This window comes from Ruegeria sp. SCP10 (assembly GCF_040329495.1).
Taxonomy (GTDB): domain Bacteria; phylum Pseudomonadota; class Alphaproteobacteria; order Rhodobacterales; family Rhodobacteraceae; genus Ruegeria.
The window spans coordinates 283,163-309,137 of record NZ_JBDZYF010000002.1 but is presented as its reverse complement, the minus strand read 5'-3'; the positions used below and the strand labels follow the sequence as shown (position 1 = coordinate 309,137).

Here is a 25,975-nt window from a genome sequence, read left to right as displayed (position 1 = left end):
ACCACGCCTCCAGCTTGGCTTTGACCAACCGACAGGCCGGATGGGATAGTCCACCCTCGGAGCAGTTTGCTTTCGGAGGGTTCCCATGTTTCTGGCCGGACTAATTGGATTGGCAGCCGTTGGTGGCGCAGCATATGCGATGAGCGATGTTCTGACCTCGGAAGAAGACGAGCGGGACGAAGACGAACCGCAGGACAATATTGCCGATGACATCTCGGAAGGTGAGTTTCTGGAGGTCGGCGAAAATGTCGATCCGCCTGCGACAGAAGACATCCCCGACATTTCAATAGGTACCGTGATTTCCGAACATCTGGGCGATCTGGTGATCGCCGGAACGGACGGTGTGGATGAGATCAACGGGCAGGACGGGAACGACCAGATCAATGGCTATGGCGATGATGACCTGATCAATGGCGGATGTGGCGATGACGTTCTGCACGGCGGCGATGGGCAGGACGTGATCTCGGGCGGTCATGGAGAGGACACGCTGCACGGCGAAGACGGTGACGACCTACTGTTCGGCAATCAGGGCGACGACCTACTTGCGGGTCATTTCGGTGACGATGACCTGGACGGGGGCGCAGGCGACGATACGCTCTACGGTGGTCACGGCGATGACTCTCTAGCGGGCGACAAAGGCGATGACGCGCTGCATGGCGGATATGGCGATGACAGGCTGACGGGGGGCGCGGGCCAGGACACGCTGTTCGGGGGCGATGGCGATGATCTGCTGCTTGGCCGTGACGACGGAGGGTTCGACCAGACCGACTTTCTGAACGGAGGTGATGGCGAAGATACCATCGTGGCCCATACATCAGATGTGGCCAATGGGGGCAACGGGGCCGATGACATTGTCTTGAGCTCGGAGGCCGAGGATGTCACTATCATGGGCTTTGAACCGGGTGAGGACAAATTGTTTATCACCTGGGAAGACCAGACCAATCCCGACATTCAGATCGAACAGAATGAGGACACTCCCAACCTGACCCGTATCGTGGTCGACGGAGAAGAGGTTGCCCAGGTCTTTGGCGCTAAAGGCATCAGCCTTGATGATATTCAGCTGATCACCGAGGCCGAACTGGCCCAATATGGATCGATGGGCTAGAGCCCCAGAAACCCTTTGCCATTCCTTTCAAAAGCGCCTATACGCGCCCATCCGCATCGGAATCGGTGCGGTTTTCTCCATGGGCCTGTGCTGGACGACATCCCGGCCTGCGCCATTAACTCTAACCTTTGAAGGAGACCCCGATGTCGATCACTGCCGCTGAAAAAACACGCGTCATGAAAGAATTCGCAACCAAGGACGGCGACACCGGCTCGCCAGAAGTCCAGGTTGCAATCCTGACCTCGCGCATCAACACCCTCACCGAGCACTTCAAGACCCACAAGAAAGACAACCACGGTCGTCGCGGTCTGCTGAAAATGGTCGCCCAGCGCCGCAAGCTGCTGGACTACCTGAAGGGCAAAGAAGAAGCGCGTTATCAGGACCTGATCAAAAAGCTGGGCATCCGCCGCTAAACGCGTTTTGTACATGCATTAAGATACGTTTTGTACAATTGGTACATCTTTACGCTCGCCTTTTTTGGCGGGCGTATTTTGTTTTCGCCTCATGCTGAGTTGGGGAAGCAGTGCCGTCATACTGAAGCTGCGACCCCAGAATTAAACAGTAGTTCACAGCGATTGCAGAAACTGCCATCGTAAACCTAAGCTTTGCGTAACTGACCGACAGTCCAAGCGAAGTATTACGGGTTTGTCGGTCCCCGCGGCTCGGCGACTCTTAACCTGCCATTGGTAGGTTGCACAGCATTCCCAAAGGGGCTGCCCCGATCTCTCCATGATTGACCCGGCGAACCGGGTGGCTTTAAGATCAAATCATTGAAGGGCAGACATTGCGGGAGATGCACCCGAACAATCCGCGGATAAAAGGATATAATTTACAAGGACTTACTTCATGCCAGTCGTTCAAGAAATTATCGCGAAAGAAGAAAATGAAATTTCGTTTTTGCGTTCTCGAGGAGAAATAGAGGACGCCACCTACAAAGGATTGGATGTACTATATTTCAAGCCCAGCTCTCGGGATGGGTATTTCTATAAATCAATAGTCCCAAAAGAGAAAATCGCTCTGCACTATACTGCGGGTTACCTTGGCGGGGATTTAGGCAACCTCACGAGAGACAATTATCACGTCAGCGTTCCGTTCGTTATCGCCGCATCTGGTAAGATTGTGCAGCTTTTCGATCCCAGTTACTGGTCATATCACCTTACACCAGGTGCCGTTGGGGGAAACGAGCGCAATTCCAGCCGCTCGGTTGCCATCGAAATGAGCAATCTTGGTCCACTTGAGCGAAGCGGGTCGTGGATGTGGAACTATGTCGGGTCAAAGTACTGTAGAGCGTCTGAGACAGACTTCTTTGTCGATCTAAACGAATCTTATCGCGGCTATCGCTACTACGCCTACTTCACGGACGAACAATATCAATCTCTCAACCGGCTTTTGGATGTGCTTTGCGCCGAGTTCGGAATTCCGAGAACCTTTTTACCGGAAGCCAACCGCTATGATCTGTTTCCAACTGCCAGTGCAGCTCGCAACTATCGGGGGATTTGTTCCCACGTGAATTTCCAACCTCCCTCAGTGAAGCAAGATATCGGGCCTGCTTTTAGATGGGATATTATAGGTGCCCTGTGAATGCGGAGCAGATTATGCTGCTGATAAAAGGCACTAACCCTCAAGCCGATTACTGATCTGATGGAATGTGCAGTTTTGATGGGAGTACGGTCGAGGCCCTCTCCCTGTATTCATCACTCAAAAACGCCCGCCAACGGGCGGGCGTTTTGGTTTGGTAAAGACAAAACTTACATCTTCGCCTTCTCTGATTTCAGCGCCAGCCACAAGCAGTAGCACATAATTAGAACCACCAGCGTGAACGGTATGCCCGTAGACACAGCCGCGCCCTGCAAGGCGGACAATCCGCCGCCCAGCAACAGCGCGATAGCAACCAGACCTTCCAACGTGCACCAGAAGACCCGCTGAACAACCGGCGCGTCCATCTTGCCGCCTGCGGTGATTGTGTCGATCACCAGCGAGCCGGAATCCGACGAGGTGACAAAGAACACCACGATCAGGACCAACGCGATGGGCGCGACGATCCCGTAAAGCGGCAGCTCTTTCAGGAAGCCGAACAAGGCACCTTCGGGCGCATAGCTGTCGATCACCGTGGCGCGCACGCCTTCGGCTCCGCCTGCGTTCAGCATGTCGATGGCGGCACCACCAAAGGTTGACATCCAAAGCGCGCAGACGGCGGTCGGGGCCAGCAGCGCGCACAGGATAAACTCACGCACCGTGCGACCTTTTGAGATGCGGGCGATGAACATGCCCACAAAGGGCGACCACGCGATCCACCAGGCCCAGTAGAAGGTCGTCCAGCCGTGGAAATAGCTGGTGTCCTCACGCCCGAACGGGTTGGACAACGCGGGCAGATGGGTCACGTAATCCACCATGACGTTGAAGTACCGCGCGATGGCTGTGCCGACGCCGGTCACGACGATCACAAAGATGAACAAGCCAACGGCCATGATCATATTGATCTCGCTCAGCCGTTTGACACCTGCATCCATGCCCATCAGAACCGACCCCAAGGCGATCAGCGTGATCCCGATGATCAACAGAACCGTCACGGTTGGGCTGGGTTCGATACCAAACACCTCGTTCAGTCCAGCCGCAACCTGTTGCGCGCCCAGACCCAGAGATGTGGTCAGGCCGAACAATGTGGCAAATACCGCCAGCGTGTCGATAAGGTGACCCCACCAGCCCCAAACGCGCTCGCCCAGGATCGGGTAGAAAGCCGACCGCAGAGTCAGCGGCAGGTCCAGGTTATAGGCAAAGATCGCAAGGCTCAGACCAACGGCGGCGTAAACCGCCCAACCCTCCAGGCCCCAATGGTGGATCGTGCCCACAATACCGGCGTATTCATTGCCTGGAACCGCGATGTCGATACCCAATGGCACAGCGTTACCGCCTTCGGCAAAGTTGTAATAAACCGGTTCCATCACGCCAAAGAACAACAGACCGATGCCAATACCGGCCGCGAACATCATCGCAATCCATCCGGCATAGGAATAGTCAGGTTTGGCATCCTTGCCCCCGATCCGCACCTTGCCAACCGGCAGGACGATCAGAACAAGGCAGAACAGAGTGATTGCATCGACTGAAAGCACCAGGAACCAGTCAAACGTACTGGTCAGCCAGGGACGCAGCCAGCCAAAAAACGTAGCAGCGGATTCCTGATTGGCCAAAGCGATCAGAACGAACGCAAAGATCAGGATACTTGAGATCAAAAAGACAGGATTGTGGATGTCCAGACCGAAGGGCCGGACATTATCCTGCCCCAGCTCGTATTCGGTCTCAAAATCATAGATCCGTGGATCCGGATCCAGCATTTTCTTGGTTTGTGCCATTCGACTTACCCTCAGTTTGCTAGGTGCAAACGCCAAGGTCTTCGATCAGAGGCGGCATCTGTTTTTGTGTTACCTTGGCGCGTTACCGTCCTCACGACCACAGGTCTTGTGGCCCAAGCCTACACTGTCACTAGATTTACACAAAACTATTCTGCTTTTCGAATATATCTTTTTCCTCATAGTGTCGGGCTAAGGGCTATCGGCGGGATCACTGGATTTGGATCGAAGCGCTGCGCGCAGACGATCATGCAACGTTAGAAACTCATTGAATTGGTCCTCCCCGCTGCCCAGAAGCTCGACCTGCTGAACCTCCATGCTGAAGGTTGCACGCATCGGGGCCTGCCCATCGATGACAAACGTCTCGTACTCAGTTGGTTCAATCGCCAGACGACCCGTCAGACTCACATGATCATAATAGCTGTCCGGGGCCCAGTGATCTGAAAGCAGAAGGCGGATCATCTGGTTGGGCGGCGGAGGCGGCAGATGGCTGCACATACCGGGTTGTGGAACCAGATAGGCAACCGCGCGACCCTGCTCATCAGGCGCTACCGGGATCACGTAGCCCACGATCGAAACGATCTGATCGTCGATCACAGGGTTGCCTGTGGTATTGGCAATCTCACGCCGCTGGATCACCGCCTCGCGCTGAGACATGAGCCAGTCGATATCGATTTGATCAGCGGCCAGTGCGGCTTCGGTTTCATCTAACATCTCTTGCCATTTCTGCCGTTCTTCCGCGCTGCCGACATCCTGTTGCAACCGGCCACGCAACCGCAGCGCAAACCTGATGTCATCGGCCTGCTCATCATTCAGATCACGAAAAGGATCTTCGAAGACCTGCGCTGCGGGGTTAGGCAGAGTGGACCACTCAATAGGTTGGACTGGCGCTGCCAGTGATGGAGCGCCTGGAAGGGCCAATATGATGACGGTTAGAAACCGCTGGCAAAAGGTCATCGCATCGTCAGTTATCAGATATGTATGACCAAGTATGCAATCCTACGCCGTTTGCCATGGTGTTCATTTGGGTGGGCCAATAGATGCAGGATGGCGACCCACCGCCGCTTTGTTCGGTTTCGCTTCCCTTCGGCCCCAATCTCCTGTATGCGCGCGCTATCTGAGACGTTGTGCCCTGACCCCGGCACTCGAATGGAAGATAAAGTGGGGTCGGCGGCAATGGGGCCGCCATGCAAACCGGAGACCCGCAGGGGCGGGAGTGCTCCGTTCTAGGATACGCATATGTTTGATGTAACGAAGAAATCAATGCAGTGGGGCGAGGAAACGCTGACACTGGAAACCGGCAAGGTTGCCCGTCAGGCCGACGGCAGCGTGATTGCCACGCTGGGCGAAACCAGCGTCATGGCAAACGTGACCTTTGCACGGGCGCAAAAACCGGGTCAGGACTTTTTCCCACTGACCGTCCACTATCAGGAAAAATACTATGCCGCCGGTAAAGTTCCGGGTGGCTTCTTCAAGCGCGAGGCGCGCCCGACTGAGAAAGAGACCCTGACCGCGCGTCTGATCGACCGTCCGATCCGCCCGCTGTTCGTTGACGGCTTCAAAAACGAAGTTCTGGTGATGTGCACCGTGCTGTCCCACGATCTGGTCAACGACCCCGATATCGTGGCGATGATCGCCGCCTCTGCTGCGCTGACCATTTCCGGCGCGCCGTTCCGCGGCCCGATCGCCGGTGCCCGCGTTGGGTTTGAGGATGGTGAATACGTTCTGAACCCGACCGTCGATGACATGCAGGACCTGCGCCTGAACCCTGAACAGCGTCTGGACCTGGTTGTTGCCGGCACCAAAGACGCCGTGATGATGGTGGAATCGGAAGCTTACGAACTGTCTGAGGCGGAAATGCTGGGCGCGGTCAACTTCGCGCATGAGCAGATTCAGCCGGTGATCGATCTGATCATCTCGCTGGCCGAAGACGCCGCGAAAGAGCCGTTCGAGTTTGAAGCGCCGGATTACTCGGAACTGTATGCTGCTGTTAAGGCCGCAGGTGAAGAGCAGATGCGCGCCGCCTTCGCGATCACCGACAAGCAAGAGCGCACTGCCGCTGTTGCCGCTGCCCGCGAAGCGATCAAGGAAGCGCTGACCGAAGAACAGCTGGAAGACGGCAACCTCGGTTCCGCGATGAAAAAGCTGGAAGCAGGCATTCTGCGCGGTGACGTCGTCAAAGGCGGCAAGCGCATCGACGGTCGTTCGACCACCGATATCCGTTCGATTGTTGCAGAAACCTCGATGCTACCGCGGACCCACGGTTCCGCCCTATTCACCCGTGGTGAGACTCAGGCGCTGGCCGTGACCACGCTGGGCACCGGCGACGATGAGCAGTTCATCGACGCGCTGCATGGCAACTTCAAATCGAACTTCCTGCTGCATTATAACTTCCCTCCCTATTCGGTTGGTGAAGTTGGCCGCGTGGGTGGCCCGGGCCGTCGTGAGATCGGCCACGGTAAGCTGGCATGGCGCGCCCTGCAGGCGGTTCTGCCTGCGGCGACCGACTTCCCCTACACGATCCGAATCGTGTCGGAGATCACTGAATCCAACGGCTCGTCCTCGATGGCGTCGGTCTGCGGCGGTTCGCTGTCGATGATGGATGCGGGCGTTCCGCTGAAAGCACCGGTTGCTGGCGTGGCCATGGGTCTGATCCTGGAAGATGACGGCGAATACGCTATCCTGTCGGACATTCTGGGTGACGAAGATCACCTGGGCGACATGGATTTCAAAGTGGCAGGTACCGAAAACGGCATCACCTCGCTGCAGATGGACATCAAGGTTGCGGGCATCACGCCCGAGATCATGGAGAAAGCCCTGGCACAAGCCAAGGACGGCCGGATGCACATCCTGGGTGAGATGGGCAAAGCGCTGTCCGAGACCAACGAGTTCTCGGTACACGCCCCGCGCATCGAAACCATGAACATCCCGACCGACAAGATCCGTGAAGTGATCGGCTCGGGCGGTAAGGTCATCCGCGAGATCGTCGAAGTTTCGGGTGCCAAGGTCGACATCAACGACGACGGCGTCATCAAGATCGCCTCGCCCGATGGTGAATCGATCAAGAAGGCCTATGAGATGATCCACTCGATCGTCGCCGAGCCGGAAGAAGGTCAGGTTTACACCGGCAAAGTGGTCAAGATCGTCGATTTCGGTGCCTTCGTGAACTTCTTTGGCAAGCGCGACGGTCTGGTGCACGTGTCCCAGATCGAAAACCGCCGCCTGAACCATCCGTCGGATGTTCTGAAGGAAGGTCAGGAAGTGAAGGTCAAGCTGCTGGGCTTTGACGATCGCGGCAAGGTGCGCCTGTCGATGAAAGTGGTCGATCAGGAAACCGGCGAAGAGATCGTTCCCGAGAAGAAAGAAAAGAAAGAAGACGCAGAGTAAACTGCCCTTTCTTTCGATATAAAAGGCCCCGGTTTCGACCGGGGCCTTTTTACATGGTGGGTAATAGTTGGGCACTTCTCTAAATGTGCTCCGTTCATTCCCAATGTCGGCTTCGAGCCCACTTCGACCGATGCTGCGAAGTGCGTGGATGTCGGCTTTTTTCTAGAGCCTCCTTAAAACTAAAAAAAGCAAATTGCAGTTGCCATGGACTTCTGAAACATCTCGATCATGGCTTCTAACAAACAGTTTCTCGAAGGCATTGGTCTTAGACTTCTTGCCGCATTTCTGATGACAGCAATGTCGGCTGCAGTACATGGTGCCGCTGAAACTGTGCCAGTTGGGCAAATCATGTTTTGGCGATCCGCTTTGGCAATTATCCCTGTCTGCCTATATATGATATGGCTGAAAGAGCTCCCGAAAGGTCTAAAGACAAAGCATCCGCGCCTTCATGTGACGCGAAGCCTATTTGGCGCGTTTACAATGGCCATGTCCTTTGTATCTCTTGCTTACTTACCCGTCGCCAATGCTCAGGCCCTTGCCTACCTCGCGCCGGTTCTCGTCCTGCCTTTGGCCGCCATTATGCTCAAAGAAAGACTGACTCCGGCTGTTTTTGTTGCAATCTCACTTGGTTTTGTGGGCGTTATTCTACTGTTGTGGGAAGCTTTTGAACTGCCCGGCGATGGCGCATTGATCGGGGTGGCCGCAGGACTGGCCTATGCGTTCACAATGGCATTCGTGCGCGTACACACTAAAACCATGACCCTGACAGAAAGCTCGTCCTGCATCGCGTTTTACTTTGCCGTAGTCTCCGCAGCAATTGGGCTCGTAACTTTCCCCTTTGGCTGGGTTGCTTTGAGTTGGTCTATTTTCGGGTGGCTTGCCTTCGCAGGATTTATAGGCGGCATCGGCCACATTGTTGCCAACGAAGCTGTCGCACGAGCACCTGTCAGCGCGCTCGCTCCATTTGATTTTACCGGGCTCATCTGGGCTTTGGGCTTCGATTTGATCCTTTTTTCGACCGTCCCCGGACCTTTGGGCTATCTTGGTGTCTTTGCTATTACTAGCGCCGCGTTGATTGTCACGTTTTCCAAATCGCGATCCCGTGATGACAATGCATAGCCACCCATTCAGACATTGGCGCAATCGCAGCGAATTACCGTTTTGTCCGCACCTCTGCATCGAACGCAACACTAGACGATACGAATTTCCCTCGCGGTCCTACCTACGAAACAACCGCACCGCGGATTGGTAAATCAATTGTTAACTCTTATCGCGTGTATTTGCTCAACCTTAAGGTTTGTTTTGTCGTTTCCAAGGATGCCTTTCGATCGTGGCCTCAGTTACCGTATTCGAAATCAGCGCGGATCCGTTCAGCAATAGCAATGTTGACATCACGCAGGCGTATTCGGTTGAGATCATCGACAATGATGCCTTCCTCCAAAACCCTGACCCAGACAGTGCCCAACTTGATCTGACATCCCTGCCCGGATTTTCGGGCTCATCCCAGAATTTCAGCACGTTCGAAAGCTATACGGGCACGGTCAACGGGGCGCCGGTGCGCTTTACCCTGATCCAGTTCAGTAACCCGCGATACATCATCGTCACCTCGGGGCAGGCTGCGCTGGGTGACACAATCTCGGATACGGGCTTTGCTGGAACCGCTCAGTCGGCGGCGTATCAATCCCTGCCCTCCTTCGTGTGTTTCACGTCGGGGTCTCTAATCCTGACACCCAATGGCCTCCGCAAGGTTGAGACGTTGCAACCCGGCGATCCGGCCTGCGTTGCCCAAGGTCAAACCAGCACCATCCGCTGGATCGGCCGACGTCGCCTAAGCCGCCTCGATTTGCAGGCCAACCCCCATTTATGCCCGGTTCGGATCAAGGCAGACAATTTTGGCCACGGTTGCCCGCGCCGCGATTTGCTGGTCTCTCCACAACACCGGATCGCCGTCACGTCCCCCGTGATGGAGTTGACACATTGCGAACCGCTCATGCTGGCCACGGCCAAAGCGCTGATCAATCAGGACACCATAACGCAGGAAACACCCGAGAACGGTATTGAATACATCCACATCCTGTTCGACCAGCATGAGCTGGTGAATGTTGAAGGGCTATGGTCAGAATCCTTTTTCCCCGGCGATACAACCGTCAATGCAATGGCCCCAGCAGCCCGCCGAGAATTGTTCGAACTGTTTCCAGAGCTTTCGAACGGGGCAGTAGGATACGGATCAACAGTGCTACCTGTGTTAAAAAACTACGAGGCGCGAGCGCTACAATCCGTTCTGGCCGCGCCGCAGTGGGAGGCGCAATACCCCGCCCAAGAGAAAGCGGCGTAACGCAGACGACACCAATTGCAATGCACCGCGGAATCGATACGCCTTCAATCGATGGATGCAGGAACAACTTTGAACACAGATTTATTCCCTCACTAACTCCCAATTTAGAGTGATCCAACGTGAAGGCCTGCTGCCTTTTCTTCTGATCTGGCCCGCTCATATTGCTGCGAGAAACCAATCGGAACAAAGGACAACGATCATGGTCATTCGCGGTATTTTGGCATCGGCAACCCTGGCCCTTGCCGCAACGCATGCCTCAGCTCAAAGCCTGACTGATGGTGCATATATACAGGGGTTTCTGGGCTATAGTCAGCTTCAGGACAGCGACTTCTCCGGCACGATCGGAGGCGCAACACAATCTGTCGATACCGATTTCGATGCAGGATATGGTATTGGTATCGCGATCGGTAAAGAAATTCCGCAATGGTCAAATGACCGGATCGGCACTCGCCTGGAACTGGAACTTTCCTATCGCGACAATGATGTCGATGGCGTAAACTTCTCGGGCAACGGGCCAGCGCCAGAAGGCAATATCTCGGGCGATATCGCGCAAACCTCTTTGTTTGCCAATGTTCTGTTTGATTTCAAACAGTCCGGTAAGGTTACCCCGTTTGCTGGCTTTGGTCTGGGCGCTACCTATTCTGACATCGACTTTGCCTACGGCCCGGGCGTCGCTCTTGATGACAGCGATACCAACTTCGCTGCTCAGTTGATCGCGGGTGTGGCCTATGAAATCAACGCTGCCACCGCCTTCACGGTTGATGCCCGTTATTCACGCGCTTTCGATGTGTCGTCGGCCCGCTTGGCCCCGAACGGCGCGCTGACCGGCACAGTCGAAGATGATCTGGATACGTTCAGTGTGAACTTCGGGCTGCGCTACAGCTTCTGATCTGCAAAAGCTCTGCGGCAGCGTGTACCCCTGAGGGCCCGAAGCCACTTGCTTCATCTGGCCACAAATATCCTCGGGGGGAGTCGCGCCACTAGGCGCGACGGGGGGCAGACAGCCCCCCCTGACCCGGTCCCGCCTTACGACGGGGCTTTGGTCTTACGCAGATAGGGAAAGATCGTTTCAAACTCACCAAATTTCGCCTTGGCATCTTCGTTTGAAACGCTCGGCGGGATAATCACATCCTCGCCCGGGATCCAGTTCGCGGGCGTCGCCACACCTTTGGCCGACATCTGCAACCCATCCAACGCCCGCAGGATTTCGGCAAAGTTCCGGCCCACGGTCATCGGGTAGGTCATTGACAGTTTTAGCTGCTTGTCGGGCCCGATGATAAAGACAGACCGTACTGTGGCACTGTCTGCCGGCGTGCGACCATCGGGCAGGTAGGCTTCGGCAGGCAGCATATCAAAGGCTTTTGAGACGGCCAGACCATCGTCGGCAATAATCGGAAAGCCGGGATTGGCCTTGCCGTATTCCTCGATATCCTTCTTCCATTTCTTGTGGTCTTCGATCCCATCGACCGAGACACCAATCACCTTGGTGTTGCGTGCAGCCCATTCGTCGTTCAGCTGAGCCACGGCCGAGAACTCGGTCGTGCAAACCGGGGTAAAGTCCTTGGGGTGTGAAAACAGGATCGCCCAGCTGTCACCAATCCAATCGTGAAATTGAATGGTACCCTGATCTGTTTCTGCAGTAAAATTCGGGACCGTGTCGTTGATGCGCAAACCCATGGGGCATCTCCTTCTTTGGTTACTGACCGAGTCGAATGCTGTGAACCTAACCACTTTGCGCCAGAGTTAAACCTTCCGCAAATCTAGCTTTGCTTTTTTCTGAGTACGCACCCGTAGGAAATTTGATCAAATTCTCCTCTTGTCGCGCGCCGGGGTCGGTGACAGTGTGTGCGCAACCCCAGTTTAGGACATCACGATCCAGGAGGATTCGCCATGATCGAAAAGCGTAATTTCTATGTCAACGGTGAATGGGTTGCCCCGTCCCAAACCCATGATTTTGAGGTGATCAACCCATCGACCGAAGACCCCTGTGCAGTGATTTCTCTGGGGTCCGAGGCGGATACAAACGCCGCCGTGGCAGCAGCCAAATCCGCGCTGCCGGGATGGATGGCCACTCCGGTCGAACAGCGGATCGCGCTGGTCGAGAAACTGATCGAGATTTACCAGACGCGCAGCGAAGATCTGGCCCAAGCCATGTCGCTTGAGATGGGCGCGCCCATCGATATGGCCCGCTCGCAACAGGCCGGTGCAGGAACATGGCATCTGCAAAACTTCATCAAAGCCGCCAAGGCGTTTTCGTTTGAAAAGCCTCTGGGTGATCACGCGCCAAATGACCGCATTATCTACGAGGCGGTTGGTGTCGCCGCGCTGATAACCCCTTGGAACTGGCCGATGAACCAAATCACGCTCAAGGTGGGTGCGGCGGCAATTGCGGGATGCACCATGGTGCTTAAACCCTCAGAACAAAGCCCGCTGAACGCCATGATCTTTGCCGAAATGATGGATGAGGCAGGTTTCCCGCCCGGCGTATTCAACCTTGTGAACGGTGACGGGGTCGGGGTTGGCTCGCAACTGTCGGCACATCCCGATGTGGATATGGTCAGCTTCACCGGCTCGACCCGCGCCGGGACGGCCATTTCCAAGAATGCGGCAGATACCCTGAAAAAGGTGCATCTGGAGCTTGGAGGCAAAGGCGCGAACCTGGTCTTCGCCGATGCGGATGAGAAAGCCATCAAGCGCGGCGTGCTGCATATGATGAACAACACGGGCCAAAGCTGTAATGCCCCCAGCCGAATGCTGGTGCAGCGCCCGATTTACGATCAGGCCGTTGAGACGGCTGCCGAAGTGGCCAACTCTGTCTCAGTCGCCAGCGCTGCGGAAGAAGGCCGCCATATCGGACCCGTGGTGAACGAACTTCAGTGGACCAAGATTCAGGATCTGATCCAGAAAGGCATCGACGAGGGCGCGCGCCTTGTCGCCGGTGGTACCGGGCGGCCCGACGGGCTGAACAAGGGCTACTATGTGCGCCCCACGGTCTTTGCCGACGCCAACAATCAGATGACCATCGCGCGCGAGGAAATCTTTGGCCCGGTTCTGACCATGATCCCCTTCGACACCGAAGAAGAAGCAGTCGAGATCGCCAATGACACACCCTATGGTCTGACCAACTATGTCCAGACACAAGACGGCGCGCGCGCCAACCGCATGGCGCGGGTATTGCGGTCGGGCATGGTTGAAATGAACGGCAAATCACGCAGCGCTGGGTCGCCGTTCGGCGGCATGAAGCAATCCGGAAACGGGCGCGAAGGCGGCGTCTGGGGGTTGGAGGACTTTCTGGAAGTCAAAGCAGTAGGTGGCTGGGCGACCGAGTAACTCAACGCGAAGTTAATCATGAAAAGGCGAGGCGCATCCAGTGCCTCGCCCTTTTTTATGCCGGTTGAACAACAAGCTGAGGCTCGCCGTCCGAGGTGCACCGGGTGGATCGGCCATCCCAACCGATCACACCTGTAACGCGCTGCCGGATCGCCGAGAAACTGTCGAACCGGACCACATCCACCGGCGCGTCGAATTGCAGGGTCAACCTACGTTGCGCACCATCACCCAGAACGGTCAATCCGCGTATCTGCGCAGTGAATGGCTGACCCAGATATCGGCCCTTTACCCGGTCACCCACGCTCAGATGCATTCGGCTTCCGGCGATTGCCGTCAGCGTGTTCCAATCCCGCACGCCATGCTGTCGGGCCAGAAGTTCCAGCGCCGCGCTGTGCGATACGAAAACCCCGGTGGTTTTCAAAGCCTCCCGCAGGCGTTTCGCTTGTGATTTTAGCTCCGTCACCGGAGCGATTGAGTCAGATCGTGTCATCATGTGCCTCGTTTTCTGTAACGGGCGCGAAGTCAGAACGGGGTTCGCATTTCCATCCACGCGCCAGAAAAGGGCAACAGATGTTCATTCAAACGGGTTTCACCAAAGCCAAGGGCCGCGAACGGCAGGAGACCCGAACCTGCCGCGCCTTTTGGCGATGTTTGGATGGCTTGTCAATCAGGCGTCAGCTTGCGCCGCCTCGTAGGCCAGCATCGCGCGCTTGACGGGCAGACCCCAGTGATACCCACCAAGGCCGCCTGATTTGCGTAGCGCCCGGTGGCAGGGGATCAACCAACTGACCGGGTTGCGCCCGACGGCCGTACCCACGGCGCGGACAGCCTGAGGGGACCCCACCCGTTGCGCGATCTCAGAATAGGTGGTGACTTGACCCGAAGGGATGTGCATCAGCGCCTCCCAAACCTTGATCTGCAGAGGTGAGCCGATCAGGTACAAAGGCGTCGGCTGCAAACGGTCGCTGACCGACCCAAAGGCACTCAGAACCCAGGGCCGCAGGTGCATCGGGTCTTCGACGAACTCGGCCAAAGGCCAGCGCGACAGCATATCCTCCATCGCCTCTTCCTCGCCGGTCTCGGCCCCGAAAGCCATGCCGCAGATGCCCTTGTCGGTGCCCATGACCAGCGCAGGGCCAAAGGGACTTTCGAACCAGCCCCAATAGATCGTCAGATCCGCGCCTTTGCGGGCGTATTCGCCGGGGCTCATGGATTCCCATTTCAGGAACAGGTCGTGCAGGCGACCGCTACCGGACAGGCCCACATTATGGGCGGTTTCCAGTGTCGTGAACCGCTCGCGCAGCAATGCCTTGGCATGGCCCAGCGTCAGGTATTGCTGGTAGCGTTTCGGTGATACGCCAGTCCAACGCGAGAACAAACGTTGGAAATGGGCCGGGCTCATATCCATCTGCTGCGCCAGTTCGTCGAGGCTGAGGGTTTCTCCGCCCTGATCAATCAGCTCGATCGCGCGTCGCATGACGTTGTAGTGATAGCCGCTTTCCTGGGTCTGGATGTTCATGGGTCTCACCTCATTCTGTGGCCTAAACCATAGCGCGCGGGACACGTCCAAGCGACCCGGAACTTGCGCATTGGCTTTGGGCTTGTGTCATTGACCCTTGGGCGGCATTAAGGCTCGGATGGCAAAGCAACTCGATTACCACACGATCCGCGAGATCTTTACGCGCTTTCAAGAGGCCGACCCCGAGCCCAAGGGCGAGCTGGAGCATGTGAACGTCTACACTCTGGTCGTCGCCGTGGCGCTGTCGGCGCAAGCGACCGATGCGGGCGTCAACAAAGCCACGCGCGAGCTGTTCAAGATCGCAGATACTCCGCAAAAGATGCTGGATCTGGGCGAAGAGGGCCTGATCGAGCATATCAAAACCATCGGACTGTTCCGCCAGAAGGCGAAGAACGTCATCAAGCTCAGCCGCATTCTGGTCGAAGACTATGACGGCGAGGTCCCCAATTCCCGCGCTGCGCTGCAATCGCTGCCCGGTGTCGGGCGCAAGACGGCCAATGTGGTTCTGAACATGTGGTGGCGGCAACCGGCGCAAGCGGTGGATACGCATATCTTCCGTGTCGGCAACCGCACTGGTATTTGCCCCGGCAAGGACGTAGACGCCGTCGAGCGCGCCATCGAGGACAATATTCCAGCCGACTTTCAACTCCATGCACATCACTGGCTGATCCTGCACGGGCGCTATCACTGCAAAGCGCGCAAGCCGCAATGCCCGACCTGTATCATCCGTGATCTCTGTCAATTCGAGGACAAGACCCTATGAAAACCTACCAACTGACCGGCATCGGAAATGCCGTTGTGGATGTCATTTCCCAGGCCGACGACAGTTTCCTGGAACTGATGGGCATTGAAAAAGGCATCATGCAACTGATCGAGCAGGAGCGCGGCGAAGTGCTCTATGCCTCGATGGAGGGTCGGGTGCAGACACCGGGCGGCTCGGTCGCGAACACCATTGCGGGCGCGGGTGCGCTGGGTCTGGATGCTGCCTTTATTGGCCGCGTGCATGATGACGCGCTAGGTCGCTTCTACGCCGATGCGATGAACGAAGACGGCGTGGATTTCGTGAACCCGCCTGTGCCGGGTGGCGAGCTGCCGACCTCGCGCTCGATGATCTTTGTCTCACCTGATGGTGAGCGGTCGATGAACACCTATTTGGGTATTTCCTCGGAACTGTCGTCTCAGGACGTCTCGGATGAGGTTGCCGGAAACAGCCAGATCATGTTCCTCGAAGGGTATCTGTTCGACAAGGAGAAGGGCAAAGCTGCGTTTCTTGAGGCCGCGCGCGCCTGCCACAAGGGCGGTGGCAAGGCCGGTATCGCCATTTCCGATCCTTTCTGCGTCGAGCGTCACCGGGTCGATTTCCTGCTGCTTATCGAGAATGAGCTAGACTTCGTGATTGGCAATGAGGCTGAGATCAAATCTCTGTTCGAGACCGACGATCTGGAAGAAGCACTGGCCAAAACGGCCGAGATTTGCCCGCTGGTCGTATGTACCCGGTCGGGCGACGGTGTGACCGTACTGCACGAGGGTCAGCGCGTGGATGTGGCGGTCGAAAAGGTGGTTCCGGTGGATGCAACCGGCGCGGGCGATCAGTTCGCGGCCGGTTTCCTTTTCGGCATGGCCACAGGTCGGGATTTTGAGACATGCGCCAAGATTGGTAATGTCTGTGCTCGCGAAGTGATCAGCCATATCGGCCCGCGCCCCGAGGCGAATATGGTTGAACTGCTAAAAAGCGAAAGCCTGCTTTAATCGGGTCTTCTGGTCGAATTTAAAAAGGCCGGAGTGCGCGCCGGCCTTTTTTAGTTGTCCGAGAACAGCGCGAGCCAAATACCGGCGAACATGAAGATCCCGCCGATGTTCACACAGGAATGCCAAATCGCATAACGAAACGGCATGGTTTTTCGCGCGTAGAAAACCGTACCGATTACATAGCTCGCAGCCCCGGCCACGATGCACCACAGGGTCGCCACCGGTACAGTCGTCATATCGGGCATCGCGCTTAGCCCAATACCCCCGAGCCCAAGATAAGAAGCGGTCGACCATTTGGATTTGATGGTTTCATTTGCGATCTTGTTCCAGACCGCCACAATGGTCAGACCCCAGCACAGCCAAAGCAAGGTCATGGTCCACGTCGTACCCGCCTGAACGAAGAACGGCGTAAACGTCCCGCAGATACTGGGGTAGATTGCTGCATGATCGATCCGGCGCAGCACCATGCGACGATCATGCCAGGGGGCGAAGTGATAGGCCCAGGACGCCAGGTTCGAGACCAACGCGCACAGAACATAGACCACCACCGCAAGAAACAAAGCCGTCTCAAGTCGGGCATAGGCATTGATCAAAAGAACGCTGCCCGCTGACAGGATCAGCAGCAACCCGACCGCATGAACGGCCATGTCTGCACTACGGTGTGCCTGAGCGGTGCTTGGAAAGGTCGTATATGTCATGAGAAGCCCGAAAATACCATCTCCGCGCTATCCATCAGCCCAGGAAATGTCCAACCTTCCCTAACGTTAGGCCTCGCGCAAAGGGTGCGTTCAGGACAGATGCGCTTTGAACGCGCTCAGAACCTGTTCATAGACATCACGTTTGAATGGCACGATCTCATTCACCAGTTGGTTGGGCTCTTGCCATTTCCACTGGGTGAATTCGGGATGATCCGTGGCGATATTGATCTGATCATCGGTCCCGATGAAACGCAGCAGGAACCACTTCTGCTCCTGCCCGCGATAGCGGCCTTTCCAGATGTTCGGCACAATCTCGTGCGGCAGATCATAAGGCAGCCAGCCGTCGGTTTCGGCGATGATCTCGACCAGATCAGCGGTCACCCCGGTTTCTTCCCAAAGCTCGCGCAGGGCCGCGTCGCGCGGATCTTCACCCTTGTCCATCCCACCCTGCGGCATCTGCCAGGCATCCTTGTGGCGGTCATTGCGCTGGCCCACAAAGATCTTGCCCTCGGCATTCATCAGCATCAGCCCGACGCAGGGGCGATAGGGCAGTTTGGCAATCTCTTCAGGGGTCATATGCGGCCTCGTCACTTGTACGGGCAACCTCTAGCAAGGGTGAAAGCGCCCGCAAAGGGGGTGACGTTAGGTTTCGCGTGACAAAGGTGACGCGCACGTCAATTTAGACCGCAACTTCGGGAGGGAGAGTTTTGCCATGACTGCGTACCCAAACATGCTGGCCCCGCTGGATCTGGGCTTTACCACCTTAAAAAACCGCGTGCTGATGGGCTCAATGCATACCGGCCTTGAGGAAACCGGTGACTGGAACCGGGTGGCTGAATTCTATGCGGATCGGGCGCGTGGCGGCGTGGCGTTGATGGTAACAGGTGGCATTGGTCCGAACCTCGAAGGCTCGGTTCTGCCCGGCGCATCGATGATGACCAATGATAAGGAAGTGGCGAACCATTCCATCGTGACACAGCGTGTACATGAAGCAGGTGGCAAGATCGCAATGCAGATTCTGCACGCCGGGCGCTATGCCTATGGCCCGAAATGCGTTGCCCCCAGCCCGGTGAAATCCCCGATTTCTCCTTTCCCCCCTCATGAGCTGGACGAAGACGGCATTGAGAAGCAGATCAGCGATATCGTCAACGCGGCCCGCTTGGCCCAGCAGGCAGGTTATGACGGGGTCGAGATCATGGGGTCCGAAGGGTACTTTCTGAACCAGTTCCTGGTAACGCACACCAATAAGCGCGAGGATCGCTGGGGCGGTTCTTATGAAAACCGCATGCGCCTGCCGATTGAGGTAGTGCGCCGCACGCGCGAGGCTGTGGGCACGGATTTCATCATCATCTACCGCCTGTCGATGATCGATCTAGTTCCCAATGGCTCGACCCATGACGAGGTTGTGCAACTGGCGCAAGAGATTGAAAAGGCCGGGGCCACGATCATCAACACCGGTATCGGTTGGCATGAGGCGCGCATACCAACCATCGCAACCAGCGTCCCCCGCGCGGCCTTCGCCTGGGTGACCAAGAAGCTGATGGGTAAGGTATCGATCCCGATCATCACCTCGAACCGGATCAACACGCCTGAAGTGGCCGAAGAGGTGCTGGCCACCGGCTGCGCCGACATGGTGTCGCTGGCCCGGCCCATGCTGGCGGATGCGGATTTTGTGAACAAGGCCATCGCGGGGCAGTCGGCGCAAATCGCGCCCTGCATTGCCTGCAATCAGGCCTGTCTGGATCACACGTTCAGCGGCAAGCTGACCTCGTGCCTGGTCAACCCGCGCGCCTGCCACGAGACCGAATTGGTGATCGAGAAAGCCGAAGCACCGAAATCCGTAGCCGTCGTAGGCGCTGGCCCCGCAGGTCTGTCCACTGCGATGACCGCGGCCCAACGCGGACACAGCGTTACCCTGTTCGACCGCGCGCCTGAGGTTGGCGGGCAACTCAACATGGCCAAGCAGGTTCCGGGGAAAGAGGAGTTCTGGGGCCTTGTCGACTGGTACCGCACCATGATGGATGATCTGGGTGTAAACGTGGAACTAAACCGCGAAGTCGGCGTGGATGACCTGACAGGCTTTGATGAAGTGGTCATCGCCACCGGCGTTACCCCTCGCGATCCGGAAATCCCCGGTCAGGATCGGGACAATGTGCTCAGCTATATCGAAGTGTTGCGCGACAAGGCCGATGTCGGGAAATCAGCGGCTGTGATTGGCGCAGGCGGCATCGGGTTTGATGTTTCTGAATTCCTGCTGGAGGACGGGCACAGTGCCACCACCGACCTACCGCAGTGGATGAAGGAATGGGGTGTGACGGACCCTGCCGAACACCGCTCGGGCCTTGCGCCCGAAGGACCGCAGCCCGAAGCGCCAGCCCGTCAGATCACCCTGCTGCAACGCAAGAAGCAGGCGCATGGTAAAGGGTTGGGCAAGACTACGGGTTGGATTCACCGCGCGACTCTGAAGATGAAGGATGTCAACTTTGTCGGTGGCGTGAACTACGAGCGGGTCGACGAAGATGGCCTACATGTCAGCTTTGGCGAAGAGCGCGCCGATCCCACGGTGATTGCAGCGGACACGATTGTCCTGTGTGCAGGTCAGGTCTCGGACCGCAGCCTCGCCGACGCGCTGATTGATCGCGGGATCACCCCGCATGTGATCGGTGGCGCCGATGTGGCGGCCGAACTGGATGCCAAACGGGCAATCAACCAGGGGACAAGGTTGGCGGCAGCGCTTTAGGCGCTGTCAGTCAGACAGGGCAAGCTTGACCCCAAGCGCACCAAAGGTGGTGGCAAAGCAGCGTTTGATCCATGCCATGACCGATGGTCGTTGGACGATATAGTCACGCGCGAACGCAGCGCACGCGCCATACATAACGAAGACAACAAACGTCATTACCATAAAGACAGCAGCAAGTTGAACCAGCGCCAGACCCGCATGGGCTGTGTCTGCGGGTAAGAATTGAGGCAGGAAGGCTAGAAAGAACAGCGACAGTTTGGGATTCAACACGTTGATCAACGTGCCGGTCACGGCGATCTTAAGGTAGCTTCGGGTGGATTTATCCGCATTCACTTCCATCGCGCCGCCATCGCGAAGAATACCCCAAGCCATATAGAACAGGTACAACACTCCAAGGTATTTGAGCACCTGAAAGGCCAAAGCGCTTGTATGTAACAGTGCCGCCAGACCAACGATGCTTGCCAAAGCTGCTGGAAGAATACCAATGGTACACCCAACCGCTGCCGCGACGCTGGCGCGGAACCCACGCCCGAGGCCAATCGCCAACGTGTAGATCACACCCGTACCGGGCAATAGCACAATGATCAAAGACGTGAATAGAAACTCAAGCGACATGGTCCCCTCCGACTAATCCGCGCAGAGTTCATCACTTCTGATGGGATGTAAACAGTGGCCGCGAACGCGCCGCTTATTCCACGGTAATCGTGATCACCTCGGACACCACAGGTGGACTATGCGGCACGTGGCCCGCATCCCCCAGCACCAGTTGCAGCGTATGCTGTCCGGCAGGCAGGTCCAATGTCACCTCGGTCTGGCCGCCGCCAAAATGGATATGATTGTCGTCGGCGGGCAGGCCATAGGCCAACTCATCCGCGCCGTCTTCGCCCTCACCAATCGGTGGGCGGTTGATCAGCAGGTGGTGATGGCCTGTGTTCTCGGCCTCAGTTCCCGCAGGCGCGACACCCATTCCGCTGAGGCCAAAGACGACAGTGACCGGAGATTTAACACTGTCGCCATCCGCAAGATTCACAAAATAGACCTTGGCATCGGGATTCGACGCGGTCTCGCCTCCAGCCCAGACAAAACTTGCGCTCAGACAGAACGCGGCGGTGAATAGAAACGATTTCATTAACTCCTCCCAGGTCACAAAATTGCCATTCTGACCATAGCATAAACGCGAAATTATGTAGAATTCGGTGCTTATCGCCGCTGCTGACGGATCGGAAACCACTGTTTCCGCGTTTCTGAACTGCAAACGATCCGATTCAAAACCCTGATATTATCCCATGTCTGCCCCGTTTCCGCCCAGATTCGGAACCAATATCACCTTCGAGAGCAAGACCTGGGGAACGAGTATGGATCGACTGACCGAAATGGAAGCCTTCGCCAACGTGGTGGACCAAGGTGGCTTCACCGATGCGGCCAAGAAGATGGGTATCTCCAAATCGGCAGTGTCGAAACACGTGTCGAGCCTTGAGGCGCGGCTGGGTGCACGGCTGTTGAACCGCACGACGCGCCGGGTTTCACCAACCGAGATCGGGCTGGCCTATTATGACCGCGCGCGCCGCGTCCTTAATGATGCGGGCGAGGCGGATGCGCTGGTCACTTCGATGCAATCGGCGCCATCAGGCCTGCTGCGCATCAGCGTTGCGACCGATTTTGGCGTCAATCACCTGTCGCCCGTGCTGTCCGAATTTCTGTCAGCCTATCCCGACATCACCGTGAACATGGTTTTGAACAACCGATATGTTGAGCTGATATCCGAAGGCTTTGACGTGGCGGTCCGCATTGGAGAGCTGGAAGACAGCACCCTGCGCGCCCGCAAGTTGACAGAAACCGTCAAACGCATGGTCGCGGCGCCCAGCTACATCGAAAAGTTCGGACGCCCGCAAAAGATCGACGATCTGAACGAACACAAACTGCTGCACTACTCCAGCCAATCCTCGGGCAGTGTGTGGAAACTGACCGCACCTTCGGGTGAAAAACGGCAAGTCCGCACCGCCGGCTGGCTAAGTGTGAATGACGGACAGTCCCTTTTGAATGCCGCAATTTCGGGCTTGGGCATCGCCCACCTGCCCAGTTACCTGTATGCGGATGCGTTAAAATCTGGCCTTGTGCTGGATGCCATGCCATCGCTACCGGATGAGGTGCAGGGGGTATATGCGGTCTATCCTCCCGGCCGCTTTACCCAGCCGAAAGTGCGCGCATTCATTGATTTTCTGGTCGAATCCTTCAACGAGAAGGGTCCGATGGATTGGTAAGTTTCTCCCTGTGAACTGGAACGGCCCGTGCAGAAATGTGCGGGTCTTTTTTTATGGTTCGATGATCGACAACCCCATGGACCGAGCGGAAGAGCGCAACGCCTCTGTCAGCACATTTTGACCCAGCGGTGGGTTTTCAGAGTTGCGCGCCAGCAGGGCGATATCGCGATTGGCATTGGGAATGGACAACGGACGCAACCGCACTTCGTCACGGTAAATCCCCTGTCTGCGGGCGAAAAGGTCAGGCAGGATAGCAACGCCTACACCCGACGCCGCCATAAGGACAATGGAATCGAGGGTCGTGCCCTCATATTCATCCGAAACGACTCCTCCACATTCTGCTGCCAATCCGTAGACGATGCGCGATAAGCGATGACTCTGATCAAGGGTCAGGAACAATCGGTTCTGCAAATCTGCGGCGCTGACACCATGGATATCTTGTGCCAACACGTCATCAACTGCCACGGCGATCCAAAGCGTTTCGTTGAACAAACGGTGTTGCAGGGTGTTGGCATGGTCTTCGGGCGTTGACAGGATCAGATCAAATCGACCGGATTTCAGGCCCTGCTCCAGATCCAACGTGTTTTCCTCACGTACGACAATGCGCAGCCCGGGGCGCTGCCGATGCACCTCTTTGATCGCTTGTGGCAACAAATATGGCCCAATCGAAGGCAGGACGCCCAGTCTCAACCTTCCCCCAACGGGCATATCATTGGTCATCGCGTGGCGCAGGTCTTTTACGTCTGCAAGGATCTTCTGCGCGCGCGAGATAAACTCTTCCCCTTTTGTTGTGACCTGAATTCCACCACGGTTGCGGTCGAAGATGCGAATGCCAAGCTCTTGTTCTACCGTCGCAATTTGCGTTGACATGCTGGGTTGACTGACATTCAGCACCTCAGCCGCCAGGCTGAACCGCCCAAGGCGGCTGACCGTGACGATGTACTCCAGCTGACGCAAGGTTGGGCGCATTATATAGCCTAAAACTATCTATAATTTAGTAAGATAGTATTTGGCGAAAAAGAATTTGCAAGGCACCTAACCCCAAACCGAGGGAACAGGAGCTACAAAATGCCCGGAGTGATCGAAACGCTATCCAGCAACCTGCTGGTGCCCACCATATTATTCTTCGCCCTCGGGCTTTTGGCGGCCTTCGTGCGCAGCGATCTATCGATACCGGCGGGCGCGGCCAAATTCATGTCGCTTTATCTATTGCTGGCAATCGGTTTCAAAGGCGGTGCCAGCTTGGCGGCACACGGTATTCACCTGCAACTGTTCCTGACCTTGCTTGGCGGGGTTGCCTTGTCATTCGTGATCCCTTTCGTCGCATTTGGCATGCTCAGGGTCATGACACGGCTAGACCCGCTTAACGCTGCTGCGGTGGCGGGGCACTATGGTTCCATCTCGATTGTGACATTTGTCACCGCAACCAGCTTGCTGGATTTGGTGGGCCTGGCTCATGACGGGTTCATGGTGGCCGTTGCAGCAGCGATGGAAGTCCCGGCTATTCTGTCGGCGCTGTGGCTCGCTCATAAGGCCGGCAACAATGGTGTCAAGAATGACAAACTTTGGCGGGACCTGCTGGCCAATGGCTCGATTGTGCTGCTCACCGGTGCGTTTCTGATCGGCGCCATTACGGGTGGTGAAGGAATGCAGATGATCGCACCCTTCATTGTCACACCTTTTACCGGCATCCTGTGCCTGTTTCTGCTGGATATGGGTCTGTCGGCTGGACGCAGCCTAGTCAACAATCGGGACAAACTGTCGGTCGGTCTGTTCGCCTTTGGTGTTCTGATGCCTCTGATCGGCGCAATGATGGCTTGGGCGGTCGGAGCCATGATCGGTTTGCCACAGGGCAGCTTGTTCCTGTTCATGGTGCTGTCGGCTTCAGCCTCATACATCGCGGTTCCGGCTGCCATGAAAATCGCGCTACCGAAGGCCGAATCCGGGATTTACCTGACGCTTTCGTTGGGTGTCTCGTTCCCGTTCAACATCACCGTCGGCTTGCCGCTTTACCTGTGGTGGGTCAGTTGACCAGCAAAACAGCCTCGACCCGGCGGTTCAGGTCTCGCCCTTCGGGCGTCGCGTTCGTGGTTATCGGGGCAAGATAACCCACGCCCTGCGCTTCAATCCGGTCAGCTGCGACGCCATAAGCTTCGATCAACCTGCTACGAACCGCCTCGGCCCGGCGTGTGCTGACCCGAATGTTGGCAACTAGATCACCAGTGTCATCGGTGTTGCCAACCAGCGCCAAACGCAGGCCTGGATTATCTGTCAAAAATCCGGCCAGCAGGGCAAGCGAGGCAAACGGACCGTCGCCCAGCGCCACCTCACCGGTGCGGAAATGCAGGTCGTCCAGAATGACGTGCCCGTTTTGCTGTAGCTCGGCCAAGAGGCCTTGGCCCCCATCGACGGATTGTTCGACAACGATTGGCGCGGGTGCGGGCGCGTCAAAAGGGGTGACGCGGATCATTTGCACATAGCCGTCGGGCGTGTCCCGGCTGACCAGCAGGCTCAGCACGGTTTGCCCTTTCTGTGCTGCCAGAAACCGGTAGTCCTGAATCGCAACATACATGTCGGGTGTGGGGACGACCTCGGTTCCAAACCGAAAGTCAAAACCGCCACAGACGCGCGCCTCGCATTCGAAAAGGATCTCATATCCTTGCGCTTCGATTTGATCCCGCAACGGGGCCAGCAACTGCAGGGTCGTGCTTGACCCGGCCTGCAGACGCCATGTGTATCGCTCAACCTGCCCTTCAACGGTCCGTGATGGCACAGCCCCATCTGCAAACGGCCCGGTCGGCAGATCATAGCTGTCCAGGGTCGAACTGCGGTCGCTGATCTGCTGTGCCGTCTGCGGCAAGGTCAGTTCTTGCGCCGCCAACGGTCCGGCGAGGGCCAAAAAGACAGATATAAGCGCTCGGATCATCGAAATTGCGCGTGATATTCTGGGTTTGGTGCCATGGCGGTGGCGCTGGCGACCCTGTTGGACATGTTGAAGAAACCGGCCACATTGGCGATGTCCCAGATGTCTCGGTCGCTAAACCCCACATCGCGCAGATGCTGGCGGTCAGGCTCTTCAATCTCGGCGCTGGCCTTGGTCATTTTAGCCGCAAAATCCAGCATGGCACGCTGACGCGTATCCAGAGGCGCAACGCGATAGTTCATCGCCAGCATCTCTCCCAACTGCGGATCGCCCGACAATTGCCGCACCGCCGCACCATGGGCAACGAGGCAATAGAAGCATTTGTTGATTGACGAGACGACAACCGCGATCATCTCACGTTCCAGCTTGGACAGCCCGCTATCGGCCAGCATCAGGTCATTATACATGGTGGTAAAGGCGTTCAGCTTATCGATATCGAACGCATAGGCCCTTAGCACATTCGGCACCATGCCCAGTTTCTCGACACAGATATCAAAGTATTTCTGCGTCTCGGGCGGCAGCGGATCGACCATCGGCAGGTCCAGCGCTGTGGGCATATCTGGTTGTGTCACGGGGTGCCT

Annotated in this window: 25 protein-coding genes; 13 read left to right on the top strand and 12 right to left on the bottom strand. The window is 56.7% G+C overall.

Going from position 1 to position 25,975, the window contains the following annotated elements:
* Nucleotides 1-85: 85 nt before the first annotated feature.
* The 3 genes from ABLN87_RS07880 to ABLN87_RS07870 all read left to right on the top strand — a co-directional run bounded on the left by ABLN87_RS07880 (nucleotide 86) and on the right by ABLN87_RS07870 (nucleotide 2,686).
* The gene (locus ABLN87_RS07880) at nucleotides 86-1,105 is read left to right on the top strand and encodes a calcium-binding protein (RefSeq protein ID WP_353008797.1); all 1,020 of its coding nucleotides are present in this window, start codon (nucleotides 86-88) and stop codon (nucleotides 1,103-1,105) included.
* A gap of 143 nt (nucleotides 1,106-1,248) precedes the next feature.
* Complete coding sequence (gene rpsO / locus ABLN87_RS07875; RefSeq protein WP_170428415.1) at nucleotides 1,249-1,518, top strand: 30S ribosomal protein S15; 270 nt, start codon at nucleotides 1,249-1,251, stop codon at nucleotides 1,516-1,518.
* Nucleotides 1,519-1,951: 433 nt separating this feature from the next.
* Nucleotides 1,952-2,686: an N-acetylmuramoyl-L-alanine amidase gene (locus tag ABLN87_RS07870; protein ID WP_353008793.1), complete on the top strand. Its 735-nt coding sequence runs from the start codon at nucleotides 1,952-1,954 to the stop codon at nucleotides 2,684-2,686.
* Between the two features lie 167 nt (nucleotides 2,687-2,853).
* On the opposite strand, the gene ABLN87_RS07865 is transcribed toward ABLN87_RS07870, so the two are convergent.
* A complete protein-coding gene (locus tag ABLN87_RS07865; protein WP_353008790.1) occupies nucleotides 2,854-4,455 on the bottom strand; it encodes a BCCT family transporter in 1,602 nt (533 codons plus the stop codon).
* Nucleotides 4,456-4,644: 189 nt separating this feature from the next.
* Nucleotides 4,645-5,409 carry a DUF3299 domain-containing protein gene (locus tag ABLN87_RS07860; RefSeq protein ID WP_353008788.1) on the bottom strand — a complete coding sequence of 255 codons (765 nt, stop codon included), beginning with the start codon at nucleotides 5,407-5,409 and terminating at the stop codon, nucleotides 4,645-4,647.
* Between the two features lie 282 nt (nucleotides 5,410-5,691).
* Between ABLN87_RS07860 and pnp the strand changes: the two genes are divergently transcribed.
* From pnp to ABLN87_RS07840, 4 genes are all read left to right on the top strand, one after another.
* Nucleotides 5,692-7,839, top strand: a complete 2,148-nt coding sequence (gene pnp / locus ABLN87_RS07855; RefSeq protein ID WP_353008786.1) for a polyribonucleotide nucleotidyltransferase — start codon at nucleotides 5,692-5,694, stop codon at nucleotides 7,837-7,839.
* 228 nt (nucleotides 7,840-8,067) lie between these two features.
* Entirely contained in the window at nucleotides 8,068-8,958 is an 891-nt protein-coding gene (locus ABLN87_RS07850; protein WP_353008785.1) for a DMT family transporter, read from the top strand.
* Nucleotides 8,959-9,169: 211 nt separating this feature from the next.
* Nucleotides 9,170-10,174 (top strand): Hint domain-containing protein, encoded by a 1,005-nt coding sequence (locus ABLN87_RS07845; protein ID WP_353008783.1) that lies wholly within the window; start codon nucleotides 9,170-9,172, stop codon nucleotides 10,172-10,174.
* A 199-nt stretch (nucleotides 10,175-10,373) separates the two neighbouring features.
* Nucleotides 10,374-11,063 carry an outer membrane protein gene (locus ABLN87_RS07840; RefSeq protein ID WP_353008781.1) on the top strand — a complete coding sequence of 230 codons (690 nt, stop codon included), beginning with the start codon at nucleotides 10,374-10,376 and terminating at the stop codon, nucleotides 11,061-11,063.
* Between the two features lie 137 nt (nucleotides 11,064-11,200).
* Here the strand turns inward: ABLN87_RS07840 and ABLN87_RS07835 are convergent, their stop codons facing one another.
* Nucleotides 11,201-11,851, bottom strand: coding sequence for a peroxiredoxin (locus ABLN87_RS07835; protein WP_353008779.1), 651 nt, complete (start codon nucleotides 11,849-11,851; stop codon nucleotides 11,201-11,203).
* A 213-nt stretch (nucleotides 11,852-12,064) separates the two neighbouring features.
* Here ABLN87_RS07835 and ABLN87_RS07830 point away from each other — a divergent pair, with 213 nt between their 5' ends.
* Nucleotides 12,065-13,504: an aldehyde dehydrogenase family protein gene (locus ABLN87_RS07830; protein WP_353008777.1), complete on the top strand. Its 1,440-nt coding sequence runs from the start codon at nucleotides 12,065-12,067 to the stop codon at nucleotides 13,502-13,504.
* Between the two features lie 55 nt (nucleotides 13,505-13,559).
* On the opposite strand, the gene ABLN87_RS07825 is transcribed toward ABLN87_RS07830, so the two are convergent.
* The gene (locus tag ABLN87_RS07825) at nucleotides 13,560-13,994 is read right to left on the bottom strand and encodes a glyoxalase superfamily protein (protein WP_353008776.1); all 435 of its coding nucleotides are present in this window, start codon (nucleotides 13,992-13,994) and stop codon (nucleotides 13,560-13,562) included.
* 177 nt (nucleotides 13,995-14,171) lie between these two features.
* Nucleotides 14,172-15,023, bottom strand: coding sequence for a bifunctional helix-turn-helix domain-containing protein/methylated-DNA--[protein]-cysteine S-methyltransferase (locus ABLN87_RS07820; RefSeq protein WP_353008774.1), 852 nt, complete (start codon nucleotides 15,021-15,023; stop codon nucleotides 14,172-14,174).
* 118 nt (nucleotides 15,024-15,141) lie between these two features.
* Here ABLN87_RS07820 and nth point away from each other — a divergent pair, with 118 nt between their 5' ends.
* Both nth and ABLN87_RS07810 read left to right on the top strand, forming a co-directional pair.
* Nucleotides 15,142-15,786, top strand: a complete 645-nt coding sequence (gene nth / locus ABLN87_RS07815) for an endonuclease III (protein ID WP_353008773.1) — start codon at nucleotides 15,142-15,144, stop codon at nucleotides 15,784-15,786.
* The gene (locus ABLN87_RS07810; RefSeq protein WP_353008772.1) at nucleotides 15,783-16,772 is read left to right on the top strand and encodes an adenosine kinase; all 990 of its coding nucleotides are present in this window, start codon (nucleotides 15,783-15,785) and stop codon (nucleotides 16,770-16,772) included. Before nth ends, ABLN87_RS07810 begins: the two co-directional genes overlap by 4 nt.
* A gap of 50 nt (nucleotides 16,773-16,822) precedes the next feature.
* Here ABLN87_RS07810 and trhA read toward each other — a convergent pair whose 3' ends face one another.
* Together trhA and ABLN87_RS07800 are read right to left on the bottom strand one after the other, a co-directional pair.
* Nucleotides 16,823-17,470 carry a PAQR family membrane homeostasis protein TrhA gene (gene trhA, locus ABLN87_RS07805; RefSeq protein WP_353008770.1) on the bottom strand — a complete coding sequence of 216 codons (648 nt, stop codon included), beginning with the start codon at nucleotides 17,468-17,470 and terminating at the stop codon, nucleotides 16,823-16,825.
* A gap of 90 nt (nucleotides 17,471-17,560) precedes the next feature.
* On the bottom strand, nucleotides 17,561-18,046 hold the full coding sequence (locus tag ABLN87_RS07800) for an RNA pyrophosphohydrolase (protein WP_353008769.1): 486 nt from the start codon (nucleotides 18,044-18,046) through the stop codon (nucleotides 17,561-17,563).
* Nucleotides 18,047-18,182: 136 nt separating this feature from the next.
* On the opposite strand from ABLN87_RS07800, the gene ABLN87_RS07795 reads away from it, so the two are divergent.
* Nucleotides 18,183-20,210, top strand: coding sequence for an NADPH-dependent 2,4-dienoyl-CoA reductase (locus ABLN87_RS07795; protein WP_353008768.1), 2,028 nt, complete (start codon nucleotides 18,183-18,185; stop codon nucleotides 20,208-20,210).
* Between the two features lie 6 nt (nucleotides 20,211-20,216).
* Here the strand turns inward: ABLN87_RS07795 and ABLN87_RS07790 are convergent, their stop codons facing one another.
* The gene (locus tag ABLN87_RS07790; protein ID WP_353008767.1) at nucleotides 20,217-20,825 is read right to left on the bottom strand and encodes a LysE family translocator; all 609 of its coding nucleotides are present in this window, start codon (nucleotides 20,823-20,825) and stop codon (nucleotides 20,217-20,219) included.
* A gap of 73 nt (nucleotides 20,826-20,898) precedes the next feature.
* Nucleotides 20,899-21,339, bottom strand: a complete 441-nt coding sequence (locus tag ABLN87_RS07785) for a DUF4399 domain-containing protein (RefSeq protein WP_353008766.1) — start codon at nucleotides 21,337-21,339, stop codon at nucleotides 20,899-20,901.
* A gap of 226 nt (nucleotides 21,340-21,565) precedes the next feature.
* Here ABLN87_RS07785 and ABLN87_RS07780 point away from each other — a divergent pair, with 226 nt between their 5' ends.
* On the top strand, nucleotides 21,566-22,471 hold the full coding sequence (locus ABLN87_RS07780; RefSeq protein WP_170533810.1) for a LysR family transcriptional regulator: 906 nt from the start codon (nucleotides 21,566-21,568) through the stop codon (nucleotides 22,469-22,471).
* Between the two features lie 51 nt (nucleotides 22,472-22,522).
* On the opposite strand, the gene ABLN87_RS07775 is transcribed toward ABLN87_RS07780, so the two are convergent.
* On the bottom strand, nucleotides 22,523-23,440 hold the full coding sequence (locus tag ABLN87_RS07775) for a LysR substrate-binding domain-containing protein (protein ID WP_353008765.1): 918 nt from the start codon (nucleotides 23,438-23,440) through the stop codon (nucleotides 22,523-22,525).
* A gap of 99 nt (nucleotides 23,441-23,539) precedes the next feature.
* Here ABLN87_RS07775 and ABLN87_RS07770 point away from each other — a divergent pair, with 99 nt between their 5' ends.
* Nucleotides 23,540-24,502: a sodium-dependent bicarbonate transport family permease gene (locus tag ABLN87_RS07770; protein ID WP_353008764.1), complete on the top strand. Its 963-nt coding sequence runs from the start codon at nucleotides 23,540-23,542 to the stop codon at nucleotides 24,500-24,502.
* On the opposite strand, the gene ABLN87_RS07765 is transcribed toward ABLN87_RS07770, so the two are convergent.
* Both ABLN87_RS07765 and ABLN87_RS07760 read right to left on the bottom strand, forming a co-directional pair.
* Nucleotides 24,495-25,397 carry an OmpA family protein gene (locus ABLN87_RS07765; RefSeq protein ID WP_353008762.1) on the bottom strand — a complete coding sequence of 301 codons (903 nt, stop codon included), beginning with the start codon at nucleotides 25,395-25,397 and terminating at the stop codon, nucleotides 24,495-24,497. The genes ABLN87_RS07770 and ABLN87_RS07765 overlap by 8 nt on opposite strands.
* Nucleotides 25,394-25,966, bottom strand: coding sequence for a peroxidase-related enzyme (locus ABLN87_RS07760; protein WP_353008760.1), 573 nt, complete (start codon nucleotides 25,964-25,966; stop codon nucleotides 25,394-25,396). Before ABLN87_RS07760 ends, ABLN87_RS07765 begins: the two co-directional genes overlap by 4 nt.
* Between the last annotated feature and the right edge of the window lie 9 nt (nucleotides 25,967-25,975).